The 20,911-nt window shown below is 43.3% G+C and carries 15 protein-coding genes, 2 rRNA genes and 2 pseudogenes; 12 read left to right on the forward strand and 7 right to left on the reverse strand.

Going from position 1 to position 20,911, the window contains the following annotated elements:
• Window positions 1-80: 80 nt before the first annotated feature.
• The 6 genes and pseudogenes from AOT82_RS08975 to AOT82_RS09000 form a co-directional block, all read left to right on the forward strand.
• Window positions 81-2,939, forward strand: a 23S ribosomal RNA gene (locus tag AOT82_RS08975).
• Between the two features lie 162 nt (window positions 2,940-3,101).
• Window positions 3,102-3,215: ribosomal RNA gene (gene rrf, locus AOT82_RS08980) — 5S ribosomal RNA — on the forward strand.
• 230 nt (window positions 3,216-3,445) lie between these two features.
• A complete protein-coding gene (locus AOT82_RS08985; RefSeq protein ID WP_071002715.1) occupies window positions 3,446-4,651 on the forward strand; it encodes a DUF6602 domain-containing protein in 1,206 nt (401 codons plus the stop codon).
• Window positions 4,652-4,688: 37 nt separating this feature from the next.
• A pseudogene (locus tag AOT82_RS08990) lies at window positions 4,689-4,847 on the forward strand (IS1595 family transposase); the annotation flags it as partial.
• Window positions 4,848-4,908: 61 nt separating this feature from the next.
• Window positions 4,909-5,610, forward strand: a complete 702-nt coding sequence (locus AOT82_RS08995) for an IS1 family transposase (protein WP_071001266.1) — start codon at window positions 4,909-4,911, stop codon at window positions 5,608-5,610.
• Between the two features lie 28 nt (window positions 5,611-5,638).
• Window positions 5,639-6,142 (forward strand): annotated as a pseudogene (locus AOT82_RS09000) (IS1595 family transposase); the annotation flags it as partial.
• 168 nt (window positions 6,143-6,310) lie between these two features.
• On the opposite strand, the gene AOT82_RS09005 reads toward AOT82_RS09000, so the two are convergent.
• Complete coding sequence (locus AOT82_RS09005) at window positions 6,311-6,571, reverse strand: DUF1289 domain-containing protein (RefSeq protein ID WP_071002718.1); 261 nt, start codon at window positions 6,569-6,571, stop codon at window positions 6,311-6,313.
• Window positions 6,572-6,759: 188 nt separating this feature from the next.
• Here AOT82_RS09005 and AOT82_RS09010 point away from each other — a divergent pair, with 188 nt between their 5' ends.
• The 3 genes from AOT82_RS09010 (at window position 6,760) to AOT82_RS09020 (ending at window position 10,276) form a co-directional block, all read left to right on the forward strand.
• On the forward strand, window positions 6,760-7,413 hold the full coding sequence (locus AOT82_RS09010; RefSeq protein ID WP_071002719.1) for a YqiA/YcfP family alpha/beta fold hydrolase: 654 nt from the start codon (window positions 6,760-6,762) through the stop codon (window positions 7,411-7,413).
• 110 nt (window positions 7,414-7,523) lie between these two features.
• Window positions 7,524-9,413: a DNA topoisomerase IV subunit B gene (parE, locus tag AOT82_RS09015; RefSeq protein ID WP_071002720.1), complete on the forward strand. Its 1,890-nt coding sequence runs from the start codon at window positions 7,524-7,526 to the stop codon at window positions 9,411-9,413.
• Between the two features lie 167 nt (window positions 9,414-9,580).
• Window positions 9,581-10,276 carry a lysophospholipid acyltransferase family protein gene (locus AOT82_RS09020; protein ID WP_071002721.1) on the forward strand — a complete coding sequence of 232 codons (696 nt, stop codon included), beginning with the start codon at window positions 9,581-9,583 and terminating at the stop codon, window positions 10,274-10,276.
• 121 nt (window positions 10,277-10,397) lie between these two features.
• On the opposite strand, the gene AOT82_RS09025 is transcribed toward AOT82_RS09020, so the two are convergent.
• The 3 genes from AOT82_RS09025 to AOT82_RS09035 form a co-directional block, all read right to left on the reverse strand.
• Window positions 10,398-11,237 carry an IS3 family transposase gene (locus AOT82_RS09025; RefSeq protein WP_227517198.1) on the reverse strand — a complete coding sequence of 280 codons (840 nt, stop codon included), beginning with the start codon at window positions 11,235-11,237 and terminating at the stop codon, window positions 10,398-10,400.
• Window positions 11,225-11,743 carry a helix-turn-helix domain-containing protein gene (locus AOT82_RS09030; protein ID WP_071001283.1) on the reverse strand — a complete coding sequence of 173 codons (519 nt, stop codon included), beginning with the start codon at window positions 11,741-11,743 and terminating at the stop codon, window positions 11,225-11,227. The genes AOT82_RS09025 and AOT82_RS09030 overlap by 13 nt, the downstream gene beginning before the upstream one ends.
• A 102-nt stretch (window positions 11,744-11,845) precedes the next feature.
• Window positions 11,846-12,628, reverse strand: a complete 783-nt coding sequence (locus AOT82_RS09035) for an SDR family NAD(P)-dependent oxidoreductase (protein ID WP_071002722.1) — start codon at window positions 12,626-12,628, stop codon at window positions 11,846-11,848.
• 308 nt (window positions 12,629-12,936) lie between these two features.
• Between AOT82_RS09035 and AOT82_RS09040 the strand changes: the two genes are divergently transcribed.
• Window positions 12,937-14,382 carry a hypothetical protein gene (locus AOT82_RS09040; protein WP_071002723.1) on the forward strand — a complete coding sequence of 482 codons (1,446 nt, stop codon included), beginning with the start codon at window positions 12,937-12,939 and terminating at the stop codon, window positions 14,380-14,382.
• A 137-nt stretch (window positions 14,383-14,519) separates the two neighbouring features.
• On the opposite strand, the gene AOT82_RS09045 is transcribed toward AOT82_RS09040, so the two are convergent.
• Entirely contained in the window at window positions 14,520-16,190 is a 1,671-nt protein-coding gene (locus AOT82_RS09045) for a mechanosensitive ion channel (RefSeq protein ID WP_071002724.1), read from the reverse strand.
• Window positions 16,191-16,652: 462 nt separating this feature from the next.
• On the opposite strand from AOT82_RS09045, the gene AOT82_RS09050 reads away from it, so the two are divergent.
• Window positions 16,653-17,384: an FKBP-type peptidyl-prolyl cis-trans isomerase gene (locus tag AOT82_RS09050; RefSeq protein WP_058025059.1), complete on the forward strand. Its 732-nt coding sequence runs from the start codon at window positions 16,653-16,655 to the stop codon at window positions 17,382-17,384.
• Window positions 17,385-17,478: 94 nt separating this feature from the next.
• Here AOT82_RS09050 and argA read toward each other — a convergent pair whose 3' ends face one another.
• The gene (argA, locus tag AOT82_RS09055; RefSeq protein ID WP_071002725.1) at window positions 17,479-18,801 is read right to left on the reverse strand and encodes an amino-acid N-acetyltransferase; all 1,323 of its coding nucleotides are present in this window, start codon (window positions 18,799-18,801) and stop codon (window positions 17,479-17,481) included.
• Between the two features lie 341 nt (window positions 18,802-19,142).
• Between argA and AOT82_RS09060 the strand changes: the two genes are divergently transcribed.
• Window positions 19,143-19,730, forward strand: coding sequence for a hypothetical protein (locus AOT82_RS09060; protein ID WP_058025061.1), 588 nt, complete (start codon window positions 19,143-19,145; stop codon window positions 19,728-19,730).
• 141 nt (window positions 19,731-19,871) lie between these two features.
• Here AOT82_RS09060 and AOT82_RS09065 read toward each other — a convergent pair whose 3' ends face one another.
• Complete coding sequence (locus AOT82_RS09065) at window positions 19,872-20,858, reverse strand: patatin-like phospholipase family protein (RefSeq protein ID WP_071002726.1); 987 nt, start codon at window positions 20,856-20,858, stop codon at window positions 19,872-19,874.
• Window positions 20,859-20,911 lie beyond the last annotated feature (53 nt).

A 20,911-nucleotide genomic window follows, 5' to 3' on the forward strand; every position in this document is an offset into this window, starting at 1 on the left:
AGCGTATAAACATAGGTGATATCGTTATCATAATTAGATTGTATGACACATAGAAGTCGAAAGACTACTTGGGGTTGTATGGTCAAGTAATGAAGCGCACATGGTGGATGCCTTGGCAGTCAGAGGCGATGAAAGACGTGACAGCCTGCGATAAGCTTCGGGGAGGCGGCAATATCCTGTGATCCGGAGATTTCTGAATGGGGAAACCCACCTAGCATAAGCTAGGTATCTTATACTTTGTATAAGAAGCGAACGAGGGGAAGTGAAACATCTCAGTACCCTTAGGAAGAGACATCAATTGAGATTCCCCAAGTAGCGGCGAGCGAACGGGGAGAAGCCGATTATCTTTAGAATAGAAGAACAGCGTGGGAAAGCTGACCATAGTAGGTGATAGTCCTGTATTTTAAATTCTGAAGATAACATATTAAGTAGAGCGGGGCACGAGAAATCCTGTTTGAAGATGGGGGGACCATCCTCCAAGGCTAAATACTCCTGACTGACCGATAGTGAACCAGTACCGTGAGGGAAAGGCGAAAAGAACCCCTGTGAGGGGAGTGAAATAGAACCTGAAACCGTGTGCGTACAAGCAGTGGGAGCCCACTTGTTGGGTGACCGCGTACCTTTTGTATAATGGGTCAGCGACTTATATTCTGTAGCAAGGTTAACCGTTTAGGGGAGCCGTAGGGAAACCGAGTCTTAATAGGGCGACTAGTTGCAGGGTATAGACCCGAAACCGAGTGATCTATCCATGAGCAGGTTGAAAGTGCCGTAACAGGCACCGGAGGACCGAACCCACTGTCGTTGAAAAGCCAGGGGATGACTTGTGGATAGGGGTGAAAGGCTAATCAAACTCGGTGATAGCTGGTTCTCCCCGAAAGCTATTTAGGTAGCGCCTCGGACGAACACCATTGGGGGTAGAGCACTGTTTCGGCTAGGGGGTCATACCGACTTACCAAACCGATGCAAACTCCGAATACCGATGAGTGATATCCGGGAGACACACGGTGGGTGCTAACGTCCATCGTGGAGAGGGAAACAACCCAGACCGCCAGCTAAGGCCCCAAATTCCTAGTTAAGTGGGAAACGAGGTGGGAAGGCATAGACAGCTAGGAGGTTGGCTTAGAAGCAGCCATCCTTTAAAGAAAGCGTAATAGCTCACTAGTCGAGTCGGCCCGCGCGGAAGATGTAACGGGGCTCAAACTAGGAGCCGAAGCTGCGGATTTGAATTTGTTTTCAAGTGGTAGGGGAGCGTTGTGTAAGCCTGTGAAGGTGTGTTGTAAAGCATGCTGGAGGTATCACAAGAGCGAATGCTGACGTGAGTAACGATAATGGGTGTGAAAAGCATCCACGCCGGAAGATCAAGGGTTCCAGTCCAACGTTAATCGGGGCTGGGTGAGTCGACCCCTAAGGCGAGGCCGAAAGGCGTAGTCGATGGGAAATCGGTTAATATTCCGATACTTGTTTATAATGCGATGGAGGGACGGAGAAGGTTATGTCAGCCTGGCGTTGGTTGTCCAGGTGAAAGGATGTAGGTTTATAGCTTAGGTAAATCCGGGCTATTCTATACCGAGATCTGATAGCAAGCTGTACATGTACAGCGAAGTGGCAAATACCATGCTTCCAGGAAAAGCTTCTAAGCAATAGTTATAAACGAATCGTACCCTAAACCGACACAGGTGATCAGGTAGAGAATACCAAGGCGCTTGAGAGAACTCTGCTGAAGGAACTAGGCAAAATGGTACCGTAACTTCGGGAGAAGGTACGCTGTTGGTGGTGATAGGACTTGCTCCTTGAGCTGCTGGCAGTCGCAGATACCAGGCTGCTGCAACTGTTTATTAAAAACACAGCACTCTGCAAACACGAAAGTGGACGTATAGGGTGTGATGTCTGCCCGGTGCTGGAAGGTTAATTGATGGGCTTAGCGTAAGCGAAGGTCTTGATCGAAGCCCCAGTAAACGGCGGCCGTAACTATAACGGTCCTAAGGTAGCGAAATTCCTTGTCGGGTAAGTTCCGACCTGCACGAATGACATAATGATGGCAGCGCTGTCTCCAGCAGAGACTCAGTGAAATCGAAATCGCAGTGAAGATGCTGTGTACCCGCGGCTAGACGGAAAGACCCCGTGAACCTTTACTACAGCTTTACATTGAACTTTGACCTGACTTGTGCAGGATAGGTGGGAGGCTTTGAAACTGAGACGCCAGTCTTGGTGGAGCCATCCTTGAAATACCACCCTGGTCATGTTGGGGTTCTAACTCAGGTATCACAATACCGAGGACAATGTATGGTGGGTAGTTTGACTGGGGCGGTCTCCTCCTAAAGAGTAACGGAGGAGTACGAAGGTGCGCTCAGACCGGTCGGAAATCGGTCGAAGAGTATAAAGGCAAAAGCGCGCTTAACTGCGAGACCCACAAGTCGAGCAGGTACGAAAGTAGGTCTTAGTGATCCGGTGGTTCTGTATGGAAGGGCCATCGCTCAACGGATAAAAGGTACTCTGGGGATAACAGGCTGATACCGCCCAAGAGTTCATATCGACGGCGGTGTTTGGCACCTCGATGTCGGCTCATCTCATCCTAGGGCTGAAGCAGGTCCTAAGGGTATGGCTGTTCGCCATTTAAAGAGGTACGCGAGCTGGGTTTAGAACGTCGTGAGACAGTTCGGTCCCTATCTACCGTGGGCGTTGGAAATTTGAGAGGATCTGCTCCTAGTACGAGAGGACCAGAGTGGACGAACCACTGGTGTTCGGGTTGTCATGCCAATGGCATTGCCCGGTAGCTACGTTCGGATGGGATAACCGCTGAAAGCATCTAAGCGGGAAGCCCACCTCAAGATTAGATTTCCCTAAAGAGCCGTTCAAGACTAGGACGTTGATAGGCAGGGTGTGGAAGCACAGTGATGTGTGTAGCTAACCTGTACTAATTGCTCGTTTGGCTTGACCATACAACACCCAAGTGGTTTGTATCAAGTCTAATTAATCTATCTTGTATAGCCCAGGCTATAGAAACAGACAGAACATTTCGATATCACCGTTAACCTTGATTCAGTTAGGGTAAGTGGTACTTATCAAAAGTCACACGAACAGACTCATATCTAACCCCCTTTGCTGACGACAATAGCGCGATGGCACCACCTGATCCCTTCCCGAACTCAGAAGTGAAACATCGTTGCGCCAATGGTAGTGTGGTTCGCCCATGTGAGAGTAGGTCATCGTCAGCTCTCTATTCCAAAAGCCCCCTTCTGCGAAAGTAGAAGGGGGCTTTTCTTTGTGTGATATTTTATTGGAAATATTAAATTTTGCTCAGTAAAAATTTTATATTTAGTTTAAAGTCTAACTTGCACTATTATATAACTTTTATTGCTATATATAGATTGTTGGTTCTTAATATAGATGCTAAATTACATTTCATAAATGACTATATAATTTTGAAAAATTTAGGAAATTTACTTTGATTGAGAAAGCATCTGAGCTACTTGAGAAGTTTATAAAAGCTGAATCCGAAAAGTTACAAGGTATTAAGATGCCTCATATGCCTACTCTAGGCTCTGCCTATGAAGAGGTTACTAAACAAGGTATCGATAATGAGTTCACTATTCCAAAATTTCTGAAGTTGCGCGTTGTTTCTGGCTTTATTTCTACTGGAGATGAGATGCTACCACAACAAGTTGATTGTATGCTTGTGTATGGAGATGGCAATAGATATGGACTAACTGAACAATATGTTTATAGTATTGATAAGGTACTTTGTATCTTTGAGGTCAAGAAAAATTTGAGAAAAGCTGATTTTATAGACGCCATTCAACATCTTGGCTCTATACGTACAAAGTTTGCTGAACATTTTGAACATAGACTTATACACGAAAGTTATAAACCTGATATTAGGATTGCTGCAAAAGAATTTTCAAAAATTACGGGGAAAACTGCACCTAAGAAATACTCTGATATACATGACCTTTCTAAAAGCGATGCCATATTATTCTATGTATTGGTTCAAGAGTCGTTAGCTCCCATAACCATTATTCATGGTTACGAAGGGTATAAAACAGAGCAAGGATTGCGTACCACTTTTGTGGACATAATAGAAGAAAGAATACAGGAAGAAGGCGATGGCTTAGGAATACCGAGTATTCCTGCTCTAGTTACGTCGAATCAGTTTTGCCTTATAAAAAGTAATAGCGTACCTTTCTCGGTTATCAAGGATAAGAACGAATGGGTAGCTATCTGCTCAACAAGATATAATCCAGCAAAAATGATACTTGAAATAATATGGTCTAAAATATCTATATATTTCAATGTAGATATGCCTTGGAATGATAAACTTTATATGGATAATATTCAGCCTTTATTGATAGCTGAAGTAGTAGAACACGAAGGTAGAGTAGGTTGGAAATATGAATCATTAGAACTCAAGGAAAAACATCTCAAAAGAAAGGATGATAATAGTTGGAGACCTGCTGCTATTGGAAAAGCAGAAGTTGCAGCTATCCGTCTTATGATGCTGAATGGTGGCTATTTAACATCAGATGATCAAGTGGAAGAGTTTTTAAGAAACCATCATGGAACCACATTCAACGAGGTAATAGAAAGTCTTATTTTAACAAGGCTGTTTATATCTGGGGAAGGCTACTTGAAACCAATTAATATAAATACTTAGGGGCTGTAGTAGATAAGCACTATGCTAGACTACTTTTATGAAGATAACCCATTGTAAACTAAGTAAAAAAATACAGCGAAGGCTGTTAGAGTTTTTTACGGCTGAAGTGACTGCTAGAACAGCCGCAGATTTGCTTGATATTCAGCCTAATACTGCTGCACTTTTTTATCATAAAATAAGACTTGTGATAGATTACCGGTGGTGGTTCAAAAAGTAGGCTGAAAAAAAACAGGCTGAGAAATTGATAAAATAGTGAAATGCAAATCACACTATACATCAAATGCCCAGCCTGTCTAAGTGACAGTATAAAGAAAAATGGCTTCAAAAGCTATGGTAAACAAAACTATAAATGCAAAGACTGCAAACGGCAGTTTATTGGCGACCATGCCTTAACGTACCAAGGCTGTCACTCCCAAAAAGATAGCAAAATACGCCATCTTATGGTTCGAGGCAGTGGCATAAAAGACATCGCTTGCGTTGAAAAAATTAGCAAAGGCAAAGTACTAGCCACCCTAAAAAAGTGTCACTACCAAATAACCCCCAAGCAAAGGCAATATGACTGTCTTGAAGTAGATGAGCTTTGGACATTCGTAGGTAAAAAGACCAACAAACAATGGCTAATTTATGCCTATCACCGTGACACAGGTGAAATTGTTGCCTATGTGTGGGGAAAACGAGACCTTAACACTGTCAAAAAGCTTAAAGCTAAGCTGAAAGCTTTAGGCGTAAGTTGTGCTAAAATCGCTAGTGATACCTGGGATAGCTTTGTTACTGGTTTTAAGGGCTTTACCCAAGTCATTGGCAAGTTTTTCACGGTCGGTATTGAAGGTAATAATTGCACTATCAGACATCGAGTAAGGCGAGCATTTAGGCGAAGTTGTAACTTTTCTAAAAAGCTGGAAAATCACTTTAAAGCCTTTGATTTAGCTTTCTTTTACATCAATCATGGGTATGTCTAATGTTAGCCTACTTTTTGAACCATCACCAGATTACCATCTCTCATTAGAAGCTGATGAGCTTTTTGATGGTGAGGTCGAATTAGATGAAAGTTACTTCGGCGGTGTACGCAAAGGCAAAAGAGGTCGCGGGGCTGCTGGTAAAACCGCTGTATTTGGGATTCTAAAACGAAACGGTAAGGTGTATACCATTGTCGTAGTAGACACCAAACAGACTACTCTAATGCCTGTTATTAAGCGTAAAATCAAGCCTGACAGCTTTGTTTATACGGATAGCTATCGAAGTTACAATGCACTGGATGTGAGCGAGTTTAAACATTTCAGAGTCAATCACTCTAAAGAGTTCACTTGCGGTAAAAACAATCACATCAATGGCATTGAGAACTTCTGGAATCAGTCTAAACGAACACTCAGAAAGTATAATGGGATCGATAAGAAGAACTTCCATTTATTTTTAAAAGAATGTGAGTTTAGATTTAACTATGGTTCACCATCTAATCAGCTAAAATTCCTGAGAAAATGGTGTGATATTTAATCCTTATCTACTACAGCCCCAATACTTATATTATGATCACTGATGATGATGAAGGTTTTATTGCAAGTGAGCGAGATAGATTCGACCTGTGGTGTAATGAAAATGAGCTAGAACCTTCTTATATAAGCTTTATGTTCCTTGAGTAATTTTTCTTATTATCTGTACCTTTCAAAACAACTCACCCATCTCAAACTTTTCTTCAAAATCAAATCCTAACTGCTCATTCTTACGCAGTCGCATGAGCTCTATACGTAACTTACGTCCTGCGATAAGCCTCAGCACCTCGCGTTGCTGCTCAGTCGTCATATCATGCCATCGTTGGCGCTCGGCTCGACTGCGCAGGCAACCAAAGCAATAGCCTTTTTTATTGCTTTGACAGACACCGATACAAGGGTTGTCAATGTCGAACAGCTCAAACTGTTGATTCATGGCGACTCCATTGCGATTACCGTCATTCCTTTGACTGGTACCAGACGATTATGACTATATTATTATGTCGCAAATATTGACTAATAGTGTGCCGTTTTATTGTTATTATTTTTGTGCATCGGGTGCTATGCTTAGCGTCACTGGTCTATATAAGACAATCATAACAAAATTAATAAGTGAGATGATACGTGAACCTGATTTATATCCATGGACTGGACAGCGATGCAAACTCGACTAAAGGGCTGCTGTTAGAAAAATATTGCCAGCAGCATCATCCTGATATCACGGTGCTGCGCCCTGATCTTAATAAATCGCCTGCGCAAGTGCGTGAGCAGTTGTTGTCATTGATAGAAGGGTTAAATAATAGCAAAGACCAACAGACGGGATCGTCCAACACGGTATTGGTCGGTAGCTCATTGGGTGGGTATTTTTCTACCTTAATCAGTAATCAAATAGATTGTCCTGCATTGCTGCTAAATCCTAGCACACAGCCTCATATCACGCTACAGCGCTTTTCTGATAACTCAGCATCAAATCAAGATAGTAGTGATGAGTCATCGGATAATAAAGTCCTGCATACGACGGCAGGTGGCTGGCGTATTACGCCGTCAGATTTGCAGTGGTTTGCAGATCATCAAATTTCTCAAGTCACTTCTCCTAATAAAGTTGCTGTACTGCTGAAACAAGGTGATGAGCTATTAAACGCTGAGTTGTCTCAGGCCTTTTATCAAAGTCAGGGCGCATCAGTAACCGTACAAGCAGGAGGAGACCATCGCTTTAGTGACTTTGGTGAGCAGCTACCGATGGTGATAGAGATGCTACGAGAGTTAGTAAGGTCTTAGATAGACGACATTATATGACGTGAACGATGGACTATTGACCTTAACGTCGCTGTTTTTGGTTATAATGGTTTTATAGAGTTAAACGCACATGAATAGTTAAGGATGCATTTGTGAGTCAATATAATGCGCAATCGTTAGAAGTTTTAGAAGGGCTGGAACCCGTACGTCGTCGCCCAGGTATGTATACCGATACCACGCGACCAAACCATTTGGCGCAAGAGGTCATTGATAACTCGGTGGATGAAGCGTTGGCGGGTTATGCCAAAACCATCAAAGTGCAGCTGCATAGTGATGGATCGCTGTCTGTCGAAGATGATGGGCGCGGTATGCCAACCGATATTCACCCTGAGTTTGGTCAATCCGGTATTGAGCTGATTTTGACCCGTTTGCATGCGGGTGGTAAGTTCTCGACTTCTAATTATGAAGTATCGGGCGGTCTGCATGGTGTGGGTATCTCTGTCGTCAATGCGCTATCTACGCACGTTGAAGTGACGGTATGGCGTGATAGTACCCAGTTTGATATGGCGTTTGAAAATGGCGCAGCCGTGACGCCGTTGACGGAATCAGTCAGCTCAAACAAACGCAAACGTGGTACCAGAGTGCACTTCTGGGCCGATGGTAGTTTCTTTGATACGCCCAAATTTAACGTTAAGCAGCTCAAGCATAATTTAAAAGCCAAAGCGGTTTTGGCCGCGGGACTAACGATTGAGTTCACCGATGATATCAATGATGAAAAGGTCGTTTGGCAATTTACCGATGGGGTTGTCGAGTATCTAAGCGAGCAGCTAGACGGTCTTGAGACACTACCTGAAGCACCGTTTTATTATAATTATGATGCAAAAGCGGGCGAACGTGCGGGTGTGACCTTTGCCTTGTCTTGGCTGCCTGAGGGTGGTACACCGATTCAAGAAAGCTATGTCAACCTGATTCCGACAGCGCAGGGCGGTACCCACGTCAATGGACTGCGTACAGGTATTTTAGAAGCGTTACGTGAGTTTTGTGATATTCATAATTTATTACCACGCAGTGTGAAGCTAACCGCAGAAGATGTGTGGGATGGGGTGAACTATATCTTATCCCTGAAGTTTTCTGAGCCGCAGTTTTCTGGTCAAACCAAAGAACGTCTCTCTAGCCGCGAAGCTGCAGCCGCTGTACAGACCTTGGCAAAAGATGCCTTTAGCTTGTGGCTAAATCAACATGCGGATATGGGCACGCAGATTGCTGAATTGGCGATTAATAAAGCAGGACGTCGCCTAAAGTCAGCTAAAAAAGTCGCTCGTAAGAAAATCACTCAGGGACCAGCGTTACCGGGAAAATTGGCGGATTGTCGCGGTGATTTGCGCGATGGCGCAGAGCTGTTCCTAGTAGAGGGTGACTCGGCAGGCGGTAGTGCTAAGCAAGCACGTGATCGTCACTATCAAGCGATATTGCCACTGCGGGGTAAGATTTTGAATACATGGGAAGTCTCTTCGGATACGGTACTATCAAGCCAAGAGATTCATGATATTGCTATTGCGATCGGTGTGGATCCTGCCTCTGATGATCTGTCCGAGCTGCGCTATGACAAGATATGTATCTTAGCAGATGCTGATTCTGATGGCCTGCACATTGCGACGCTGATCTGCGCGTTATTTGTGAAGCATTTCCCTGCGCTAGTGGATGCCGGTCATTTATTCGTTGCCATGCCGCCGTTATACCGTGTCGATGTGGGTAAAGAGGTGCATTACGCGCTAGATGAGCCAGAGCTTGCGCATATATTAGCCAAGGTATCGGGCAATAAAAAAGCGCAAATCACGCGCTTTAAAGGACTGGGTGAGATGAGTGCTGAGCAGCTACGTGAGACGACGATGAGCCGCGATACGCGCCGCTTGGTGCAGCTTGATATGGACGATATGGTACTGACCAATGGCCTCATGGATATGCTACTGGCGAAAAAACGTGCCGCTGATCGCAAGTCATGGCTTGAGAGTAAAGGTAACTTAGCCGATATTGCGTTATAGAGTTACAAAGTTTTTAAACGATTTTCACACAGGGATAAGCGTTAAGCGTTATCCCTTTTTTATGACTAAAATCTAGTCAAGCTATACAAATAAAGCAAAATATAAATAATAAGTTAGTCCGCTCAGGTTAATGCTATGATGGGGTATTCTCATTGTGTAGTGCTATTATGTCCTCAAACCCAAAAACCAGTCCCACTGCTAAACCTACTGCGAACAGACGCTCTAAAGTATTGCCTGAGCTTAATAAAAAAGATCTGGGCAACTTAATCCCTAAGCGCGGCGGTAAACTGACTCCTAAAATAGGTCGTATGCTGATGAAGTCGGCGGGCTGGAAGACCGTAGGCTCTATCCCTAATATCTCACAAGCGGTGGTCTTGGCTGTCCCTCATACCTCCAACATCGACGGGATATATGCGCTACCTTGCTTGTTTGCACTGGATCTCAAAATCAGTATTATGGGCAAGCATACGCTGTTCAAAATACCAGTGCTGGCGCAGCTCATGCGCTGGCTTGGTATCATACCTATTAATCGCGAAGCCAAAGGCTCAGTGCTACAAGCGAGTATCGATAAGTTTAAAAATAATAAGACTTTGTTTTTGGGTTTAGCGCCTGAAGGCACGCGCAAATATACTGACAGCTGGAAAACTGGGTTTTATTACTTGGCAGTAGGAGCCAATGTACCTATCTTACCAGTAGCGTTAGATTATAATACTAAAGAAGTTCGTTTTTTGTCTCTGGTCCATCCAACTGGCGATATCGAAGCAGATTTACCGAAAATTTATGCCCAGTACCAAGGCGTGATGCCGCGCCATCCTGAGCGTTTATCGCAGCCGCTACAGGATGTTAATAACGCAGCTGAATAAAGCTTGTGACAGCATTATTGGTACTGGCCTTAATAAGTTTTTATAATTTAGCTCTAAAAACAAAAAAGCCCCTGATATGAAACTAAATTTGAACTGACCCCCGAAACTTGGACGGTTTAGTTTATACCAAGGACTGAGTTCTGTACTGCACAGGGCTCAGTCCTTTTAGTTTGAGTTGAATACGCTCATTATTGTAATAATGCATATACTCATGAATCTGTTGTTCTAACTGCTCAATCGATTTTGGTTTCTCAATATAAATCGTCTCGCACTTCAGCGTACCAAAGAACCCCTCCATCAGCGCATTATCCAAGCAGTTGCCTTTTCTGCTCATGCTTTGCTTAATACCGTGCTGTTTAAGCGCCTTACTGAACGGTCTCATCTGATAATGCCAGCCTTGATCTGAATGCAGCATTAAACGGTTGTTCTGGTGCGTATCTATCTTATCTAACGCCTTATCTAGCATCTTGCTAACCAAATCATAGGTAGGTCTCTTTGAGAGCGTATAGCTGATGATCTCATTGTTATAACAATCGAGTATCGGTGATAAATATAGCTTATGATCACCTACCTTAAACTCAGTAATATCAGTGAGCCAGCGTGTGTTTGGTCTATCTGCATGAAACTGACGCTTTAAATAATTCTTTGCAATTTTGCCTTGTACACCTTTATAAGAGCGATATCTTTGTCGTCGAATCCGTGCACTTAAGTTTAAATGACGCATAAGCTTAGCGATGAGCTTGTGATTGTAATGGCTACCTAACTGCTTTAGCGCTGCCGTTATTCTACGATAGCCGTACCTGCCTTTATGCTGGTGATACAGCTTAGTAATACGCTGTTTTAAGTCAGCATGTTTATCTTTATCACCAAGCTTTTCTCTATGATAGTAAAAGACGCTTTTAGGCATACCAGCGGCTTTAAGTAAGTCAGATAAACAGCAGCGCTCTCTTAGTCCTTCGATGAGCCTTGCTTTTTGCCTGCTTTTTCCTCCGCTTTGAGCAAGGCATCGAGCTTTTTTAGGTAGGCAACCTCTGCACGTAAGTACTCATTCTCACGCTTCAATTCTGCTAAGCTTTTTTCATCCTCTGGTTTGTCTGTAATGAAGGGTTTGCTCATGACGGTTCTACCTTTAGGTTTGGAGATGAGTCCAGATATGCCTTCTAGTCGATACGCTTTATGCCAGTGACTAATAAGCGCCGGTGAGCTGATGTTATACCTTAAAGCAACTTCCAATTGACTTAAGCCTTGGCTAAGCATCGTTGTAATGACTTTGTGTTTAAACTCGTGACTATAGTAAGCTTTGCTGGTCTTTGGTTTGATAGCTTCAATACCACCGCTTTGATATTGCTTAACCCATTTGATAACTATCTTATTATCTAGGTTAAATTCCTCAGCTGTAGCACGACCAGTATGTCCTTGCATATAGTATGCGATGACTTCAAGCTTAAAGTCTAGATCGTAGCGCATAAAAATACCCCATAAGTTGTGTCCAACTTATGGGGGGCAGTTCATAAGTGAGGCTTTTTTAATTGAATCGCTTTAATACTTATCCATCAGACAGCCAATATACTAAAACTGTGGCTGCCCATTAGATGCGCTGACACCACCATCAACTGGTAGATTTACCCCAGTAATCATAGAGGCATCATTACTGGCTAAAAAGGTAATCGCGGCGGCGATATCTTCAGGAGTCACAAAGCGTTCTAGAGGGCAGCGTGCTAAAAATTTATCGACCTTTTCTTGATCTTCTCGCATGTCTTTGGTCATGTTGGTCTTAGTCGCGGTAGGGTTGACCGCATTGACGCGCACACCATCAGGGCCATGATCCATCGCTAACGTACGTGTCAAGTTGGTGACGCCTGCTTTGGCAGCGTTGTAAGCGGCCATGTTCCAATCACCGCCGATACCTGAGAGCGATGAGACATTGACGATATTGCCTTGTGTCTTGATGAGATGCGGCATTGCAGCCTGACAGACATAAAAAGTACCATTTAAATTGACATCAATAGCTGCGTGCCAATCCTCACTAGATAAGTCCGTTATTTTGCCTTCCATACCTTTGCCCGCATTATTGACGACGATATCGAGCTTTTCAAACCTCTCAATCACTCGTTTTACCATTTCTTGTACTTGGCTTTGTACACTAATATCACAGGTGATGGTCATGTAGTTGTCGGTATGAATCCATGTATGATCTTCTGGAAACTGTTTTGCGGTCTCCTCTAAAGTTTCAGAGGTTCGTCCCACTAGTACCACAGTCGCGCCTTCATTAGCGAAACGCAGAGCAGTGGCGCGTCCCATACCTGAGCCGGCTCCAGTGACAATGACGGTTTTTTCTTTAAAACGCTTCATAATGCTCAATCCTTGTTATTATATAGTGCTTATTAAAATTCGATAAACGTACCTGACATTAATACGTGAGCGCAGCTTATAACTATAAGATCCACGCACAAGCATTGCTGCTTTGATATCATCATAACAAGTCATTACGTTGAAAGCGACTGCGTCTGATAGTGCTTATGTAGCGTAATTTTACATTCGTAAAAATGTTGAAATGCTGATGACTATGTTTATAAATATGCGTTTATAAATATGCCACCATTTTAATCAGCCAAAATGTCATTCATCACACATCATAAGATTATAAAGGGCTAGAATCTGTGTCTCATTCGTCTACTATAATATCCGATGGGGGCTACCTTGACCTTGCTAGTGAGCTGGCCTGTTACTTACAGACAGCAGCGGTAGACATCGCTCTAGCTGGTATGCAGACTATTGAACAGCAATATGATGCTCGCTATAGCGCACGCTCGTATCATTACCAGCTTTCGTCGGGCAAGCTGCAACTGCTGGCACTGACATTATACTTGCCAATGAGTACAAGCTCAGCTGATATTGAGCGAGCACGTATGACTGCTATAAAAGCTGCGCTGGCATGGCATAAATCATCATTGTCTCAAAATGAACATGTTGCACAGACTCATGATATTTTGGTTTTCGATATTCAGCTGACTGATAATGTAGTAGATGGTCATAAGAAAAATACTGATAGTCAGGACAGCAAGCAATTAAATCACTTGCAACATGCTTTTGGTGCTCGTTATTTTTTGGAGGACTTGGTTGTAGACATGAGTGAGGGCGGGCAGCAATTGCAAGTCTTCAGCTGGCATGACTGGCACTCAATACTGGTTGCGGTACAGACACCCTATGAGTTATGGCGGTTTTTGAATTATCACTTAGAGCAACTACAATATTCGGCTATCAGCCATGTCCCAAGTTTTGTATCAGAAGAAGTGCTAGTCGCTGAATTTTTGCAAAGCGCCTCTTTATTCACACCTGCGATCACAGTAGACAATGCACTTATCAAGTACGACATTCAGGACAAACCTAATCCAGCGTTGGTGGCCATGGCGCTTGCATATAAGAATCAGAGCACGACTGCGCAGATGTACCAACAGCATATGCAGCAGGCAGCCACGCTATGGTCACAGCTCAGTACACAAATGATAGCAGCATATGCTGATAAGCAGACATCTAGTAATGGCCAAGAATCATCAACTGAGCCGTTGGGGTTTCGTTGGCAGCAGCAACTATTAGATGAGTCTTTATTTTCGCGTCATGAGCTGATCCGTACGCTATATAGACATCCTAAGCAAAGTAAGACGCTGCAACAAGATGGTTATATCGTACATCAGCATTCCTACGAAACCTTGGGGCGGCATTATGTACTGATATTCTATGGACAAGACGCTCAAGCAAAAAATAGCAAAAATGTTATTCAACCGAATCTAGCAAAAATTGCACAGGATGTTGCGACTCGATTGCCAATAGCAGAGCTGCATCATATCGTTGTACTCGGTATCGACTTTATTACTGAGGCAAATGAAACGTTCATCGATATTGATGTGTGGATTCAGTCAGTGGACGCGATGACGCAAAGAGAGCGACAGCTAACCAAGCAAATACAACAATTAAAGAGCAAAAAGTCGCATCAAAATACGCAAGAGGCAGAGAAGCAAACTGCTCAAAACTCTGAAAGTCATCCTCAATCTGACAAGTTGCCTCAAGTACGTCTAAGCCTTTCTATACCAGCGCGAAAGAAATAATGAGCACGTAACATATTTTGAAAATCGAGCTGAGTATTCTGCTAGAAGCTGCTGTAAGTCTAACTTATACTGACACTCACAAAAAAAGACAGCCTAGGCTGTCTTTTTTTTATCTAAGAGTAGGTAATTATTGATACTTATTTATTGATGTCATCGTTAAGATCATTACCAGGAAGGATTTGATTACTGTTATAGATATCATTGGTATCAATATCTACGCGAGGAGTGTCAATCACATCAGTGCGCAAATCAGTCGTTGACGTGCTAGCAGCTGAAGGTGTGTTGTCACGAACTGAATCAGCAACTTTTTCTTGCGTTGATGAGCTTGGCTGCAGCGTGGATTTTGCTTTTGCTTCGTCGCGCTCACGATCCATTCTATCTTGCATTTTACGTAGGAAACGTGCGGCTGCTTCTTGGCCACCAAGACCAAATGATAGGGCAAAGGCGACGGCGACGGCACCTAGCGTTAGACCAAATGCTAGATTCACGATTGAATCTGCAATACCCATTGCTTTTAGACCCATAGCAAGTACAAGGCCCATAATCAATACACGCACAATGTTTGCTAAGAATTGTGAACCTTGTTCAGAGCGCTCAACAACACCTGCAATAATATTGGCAAGCCAAAATCCGATGAACAGGATAATCGCACCTAAGATGATGTTAGCGCCAAATGCGATAAACATCGTAATAATAGCTGAGATAGGCTCGAAACCTAGTAAATCAGCAGCTGCGATAGCAGCAAATAGCATAGCAAAGAAGATAATCGCATAAGCAACTAAGTCAGAGATTCTCTTGTCACCCATAGTCTCTTGCAAGCCAACTTTGGCAGGCATTTGATTGATTTGAGTGTTTTCAAGCAATCCTTTGACGATATTTGCAACCATACGTACAACATAAAAAGTCACAAATAAGATAGCCACTGCCATGAAGATGTTAGGCAATGCTTCCATGATTTTATTCAACATATTGGTCGCAGGGCGAGCAATAACGTCGATTTTTAATGCGTTCAAAGCAGCAATAATCGTTGGGATAATAACCACTAAAAATGCTAGCGAACCGGCAATATTAGGTAGGCTGTTTTGTTCACTTAAGCCAGCTTTCGTCGCTAACTCTTGAACATTAAAAGTAGAAACAAGGTTGGTCACAATGCCGCGTACGACTTTGGCAATGATATAACCAACAACAAAGACTACACCAGCGATTAGGATGTTAGGGATAAAGCTGAAGATTTTGTCGACCATATTAGTCAATGGTGCAAACAAACCATCAAGCTCTAGCTGACCGAGTACCATGGTCAAAACAACCAACAAGATGAACCAGTAAACCATATCAGCGATGGTGCTGCTCATCGGTTTTACGCCTGCTTGTGTGCTTAGACGCTCGTCCATTGTCGTTTTAGAAAGCGCCGCATTGATTGCAGTGCGTGCGACAGTGGCGATAACCCAACCAATTACACCAAGCGCGATCGCACCGATGAGGTTAGGGATAAATGCCAATACTTGATTAACCATATTTGCAAATGGTGCCGAGATTGAGTTTAAGTTTAGTTGGTTAAGGGCCCCTGAAATAGCAATGATAAAGATAAACCAAAAAACAATCTTGGAGATAATTCCCTCAAGATCGTAATTTTTACCGGTTGAAGAGTTCATGCGTTGATTAAGATTGACTTTAGAGAGCACACCGCGGACAAGTGCTGCGATACCAAGTGCGACCAGCCAACCAATGATAAATATCAAGATAGCGCCAATGATAGAACCGATAGGCCCACCAAGATAACCGTTAAAAGATGTATACATTGGGTTCATCTTATCCTCCTTGAATCATTCTATAGGTAACACTCAAAAGTATTGTTATTACAATCACTGTTGAATGAGACAAATATACAGATAGTTTATTATAAATAGTGTCTTTAAATTGAGTTATGGGAAGATATTATCATTTTCGAATAAAGGTAATTATCAAAAGTATCAGGCTGGTTTTTAGTTATCACTTTGCTACTGACACTCATATATCAATGATAAATACCAACATTCGATTACTTATCTCCTTACCCAATCTAGCTTAGCCTATGTATTGATGGATTTAAAGATAGAAAGCTTTACCTGCCACTATATTTGTGTGATAACTTGTTATTATAATACGAAATATTAACACAGACTGTACATTCGCCCGATAATTTCATGTAAAGCGTGGTTCCTAAAACTAAGATTTGTTATTATAGAGCAATGTGACATCTCGCCACTATTCTTACAATCAGAGAGTAATCTATGAAAAAAATCACTACTTTAAGCATTAGTGCCCTTGCTAGTGCTATGTTGTTAATGACAGGCTGTAGCACCAATAACGGCAGTCAAGAAACAGCTGCTCAAAGCGTTTCTATCACAGAGCAAAGCTCAGCAAGTGAAAAAGTGGGCTATAGCTTAGGATTCATGATGGCAGAAGGCAATAAAGAAGCTGTCAAAGATTTGAACCTGGATACTTTTGAAAAAGGTTTCCGTGATGGTTACGAAGGCAATGATTCAGCATTGACCCAAGAGCAAATGCAAGAAGTATTGATGACGTATCAAAAAGAGCAAGAAGAGCAGTTCGCAAAAGACATGCAAACCAAAGCAACAGAAAATAAAACTGCTGGCACAGCATTCTTAGCAGAAAATGCGAAAAAAGAAGGCGTGAAGCAAACGGATTCTGGCCTGCAATATAAAGTATTAAAAGAAGGTACAGGTAAATCGCCAAAAGCAACTGACGTGGTGGAAGTGAACTACGAGGGTAAATTGATCGATGGTACCGTATTTGACAGCTCTTATGAGCGTGGTGAGCCAATTGAGTTCCCACTAAACCAAGTAATCGCTGGCTGGACGGAAGGTCTACAGTTGATGAAAGAGGGCGGCAAGTACGAGTTCTATATCCCATCAGACATCGCCTATGGCGAAGCGGGTAACGCTGGTATCGAGCCAAATAGCACGCTTATCTTTACGGTTGAGCTATTAAAAGTAAAGTAATGCGCGGCTGAAGCATTCATCTATAAAAAAAGCCTTCATAATGATTATGAAGGCTTTTTTATGCGCAGAGGTTTTATATCAGTTTGTCTATAAATTATAGGTTTTTTTGAAAGACTTTAGAGTTGCGACCATTGTGGTACTTCTCCAGACGTGCTGCTGGTAAGGCACTTGCCTCAACTTCCGCAAAGCCTTGCTCAACGAACCAATGGGCAGTACGCGTGGTCAGTACAAACAGTTTATGTAGACCATGACTGCGTGCTTGCTGCTCTAAGAATGCCAGCAAATCAGCACCGCGGCTACCATTGCGATATTCAGGACGTACGGCAACACAAGCGACTTCTGCGGACTCTGCGTCTAGCGTATGCAAGGCTGCACAACCCAAAATCATACCATCACGTTCGATGACGCTATAGTTGTCGATTTCTTGCTCTAAGCGTTCACGTGAGCGGCTGACTAAGATACCTTGCTCTTCTAGAGGGGATAACAGCTCGATAAGGCCAACGACGTCATCGATATTGGCACGGCGAATTTCTTCGTAAGGATCATGGCTAATTAGCGTACCAGAACCGTCACGAGTGAATAATTCTTCTAATAGTGCACCGTTTTTGGCATAGGAGATGATATGCGTGCGATGGACACCTTGACGGCAAGCCAAGCTTGCGCAGTTCAAGAAATAATTGATTTCACAGTTCAAATCACGGTCACGTAAGAAGCGATCCACTTCGTTAGGAATCATCTCATGTAGCAAACGATCACCATCATTGATACCTGCTTCTTCGCCCAAAAATATCAGCTTATCAGCACCCAGCTCTACTGCGGCGCTAAGTGCAACGTCTTCAGCGAGCAAATTAAATACTTCACCCGTCGCAGAATAGCCCATAGAGCCCAAAATCACGATATGGTCATGCAGTAGATTGTTTTTGATGGCTTCAACGTCAATAGAGCGCACTTCACCCGTCATTTGATAATCAATGCCTTCACGAATGCCATAAGGGCGCGCCGTGACAAAATTACCTGAGATGGCGTCAATACGTGAGCCGTACATCGGTGAATTGGCCAGTCCCATCGACAGCTGTGCTTCGATCTGTAAGCGAATCGCGCCAACCGCTTGTAGGATAGCGGGCATTGCAGCACGCGGCGTGATACGAATGTCTTGATGCAGCGGAGATTCAATATTATCGTCTTTTAGGTTTTTTTCGATCTGCGGTCGCGCCCCGTGTACCAGTACCAGCTTGATACCCAAACTATGGAGCAAGGCAAAGTCATGAATCAGCGTGCTGAAGTTAGGATGATTGACCGCTTCACCGCCAAACATAATCACGAAAGTCTTACCGCGATGCGTATTAATGTATGGGGCAGAGTTACGGAACCAATGGACGTATTCAGGGTTAATCTGTGGCATGGAACTAGTAGTCATAATGGGAGCAGTAGTCGTTAGAATAAGAAAAAGGGCGTAGCAAAAAAATGCCTAACGCTAAAGATTTACCATAGCAAAAAACGCGGTTATGAGCTATCTTTTATTTCAGCTGTGTTGAGGTCTTTTTATTGCCCATCGGTGATATACACAACCTCAACACGGGGTTAATGTACCTACAAATGCTTTTTGCTATGCTAAGCGCTATTGCTTTACTGTCAATGAACGAAGATAATCAATAAAAATAATGAATCTGATTCTTTTAATTATTGACTATGTGTTAAGAAAACTCAGTTTTTGCCATCTGTGCTTTACCGATATATCAATCAGGGATAATGAGAACTATGAAAAAAAGTAACCAATTTGCTAGCCCATTTAGTGCTTGGAGCGGTCATCGCTTATTTCACGTTGTTGCCGGTACGCTCATCGGTGCGATGGTAGTCACGCAGGCATCTGCCATGCTGCCAACACCAGAGCAAGCAGTTGATAGCTCAATGGCAGTTCAAGCCAATACAAATGCGAGCAGCAACTCAAGTGCTCAAGCGGTTAATAGTAAAATTACCGCGTCGTTGGTCAGTGTTGATGCCAATGGTCAAGAAGTACTCGTCCCTGTCGATACAAATACTCGTTTGCAATCAGGTAACGTATTGGAGTATCAAGGCTACTTTACCAACACCAATGCCGATCGCGTCCGTAAGATGACGGTCACCATGAGTATTCCGGATCAAGTAGAATTGCTTGGTACAGTGGCACCTGAGTTCCCATATGGGAGTGTCGATGGCAACAACTTCGCCCGTATGCCACTACGTACCAAGGTAGACAATCAACTACAAGATGTGGCACTAAAATACTATAAAGCGGTTCGTTGGGATCTTGAAGGTGTTGGTTTGAACGACACCGTTGCAGTGAAATATCGCGCGCGCGTAAAGTAACGCTAAGACTTTCATAGTAAAAAATTCGTCAGATAATGATGTTTATTATTGATAAAGCACCACCGTTTATAACGGTGGTGCTTTTTTATGCATTGGATCTAATGTCGCTTAACTCTTGTGATGAGTACGCAATAGAGTTAATCAAAGCGTCGCATATTTGCTAGAAGATTTCTCTCGAATCAGCTGTTTGATGGCGTTGATTTGTGGCGTTGTGGCTTGTGCACCTGCTTCTATCAGCGTACGACGCTGCCTGGTATCTATTGAGCTATTACGACCGACATTAGGCGTAATGACAATGTCCGCGCGATCTCGTTCGCGGCTTATTGATGGGGAGCGATTGGTAGGGGATACGATATTGGTTTCGAGAAAGCCCCAAAAGTCGCTTAATGAGCTGATGGTTATTGCTCTATTATCAATAGGGCCATTGACTTGAGCGGCAGTCACATCAACAGCAATAACAATATCAGCGCCCAAGTCGCGTGCGCTGTCAACGGGTACGAGGCTGACCACGCCACCGTCAATATATTTTTTGCCGACTTTTTCTGGAATACGCGGGGCAATAAAAATATTGGGCACGCTACAGGATGCTTGGACAGCAAGCCCTGCGTTACCTGTGGTAAAGACGGCTTTTTTTAGGGTGTTTTTTTCTGCTGCAACGGCGGCAAAGGTAATTGGAAAGTCTTCTATGACTTGTCCGCGAACTTTTTCATTCACAAAGTTTTTGAGTTTGATGCCTTCGACAAAGCCTTGATTGGATAAGGTAAAGTCTGTCAACTGGCTATCGGTGGTGGTCAGTGCCAACTGCTCAAGCTGTAACGGCGCGTATCCACTGGCATACAGGCTACCGATTAAACTGCCGACACTCGTGCCGACGATCAGGGTAGGTTTGATGCCATTCTCTTCCAATGCCTTTATCACACCCACGTGGGCAAACCCTTTGGCACCGCCGCCACCCAAGACCAATGCGACGCTAGGTAACTTCACGATAGGCTCTGGCGTTTTAGGTGTTTGAGCAGTGGGTGTTAGGGTGCTGCAAGCACTGACGCATAACCCAACTATGGCAAGCATGCTAAGACGTAATATACTTAAACCTTGATGAGACGGTCGATATAGAGCAGAGTCTGACATAAAAAACACCTTATAAAATGACCGTAGTTTATAAAAACCATGATGCAGAAAAA

This window comes from Psychrobacter sp. AntiMn-1, from assembly GCF_001854065.1.
Lineage (GTDB): Bacteria > Pseudomonadota > Gammaproteobacteria > Pseudomonadales > Moraxellaceae > Psychrobacter > Psychrobacter pacificensis.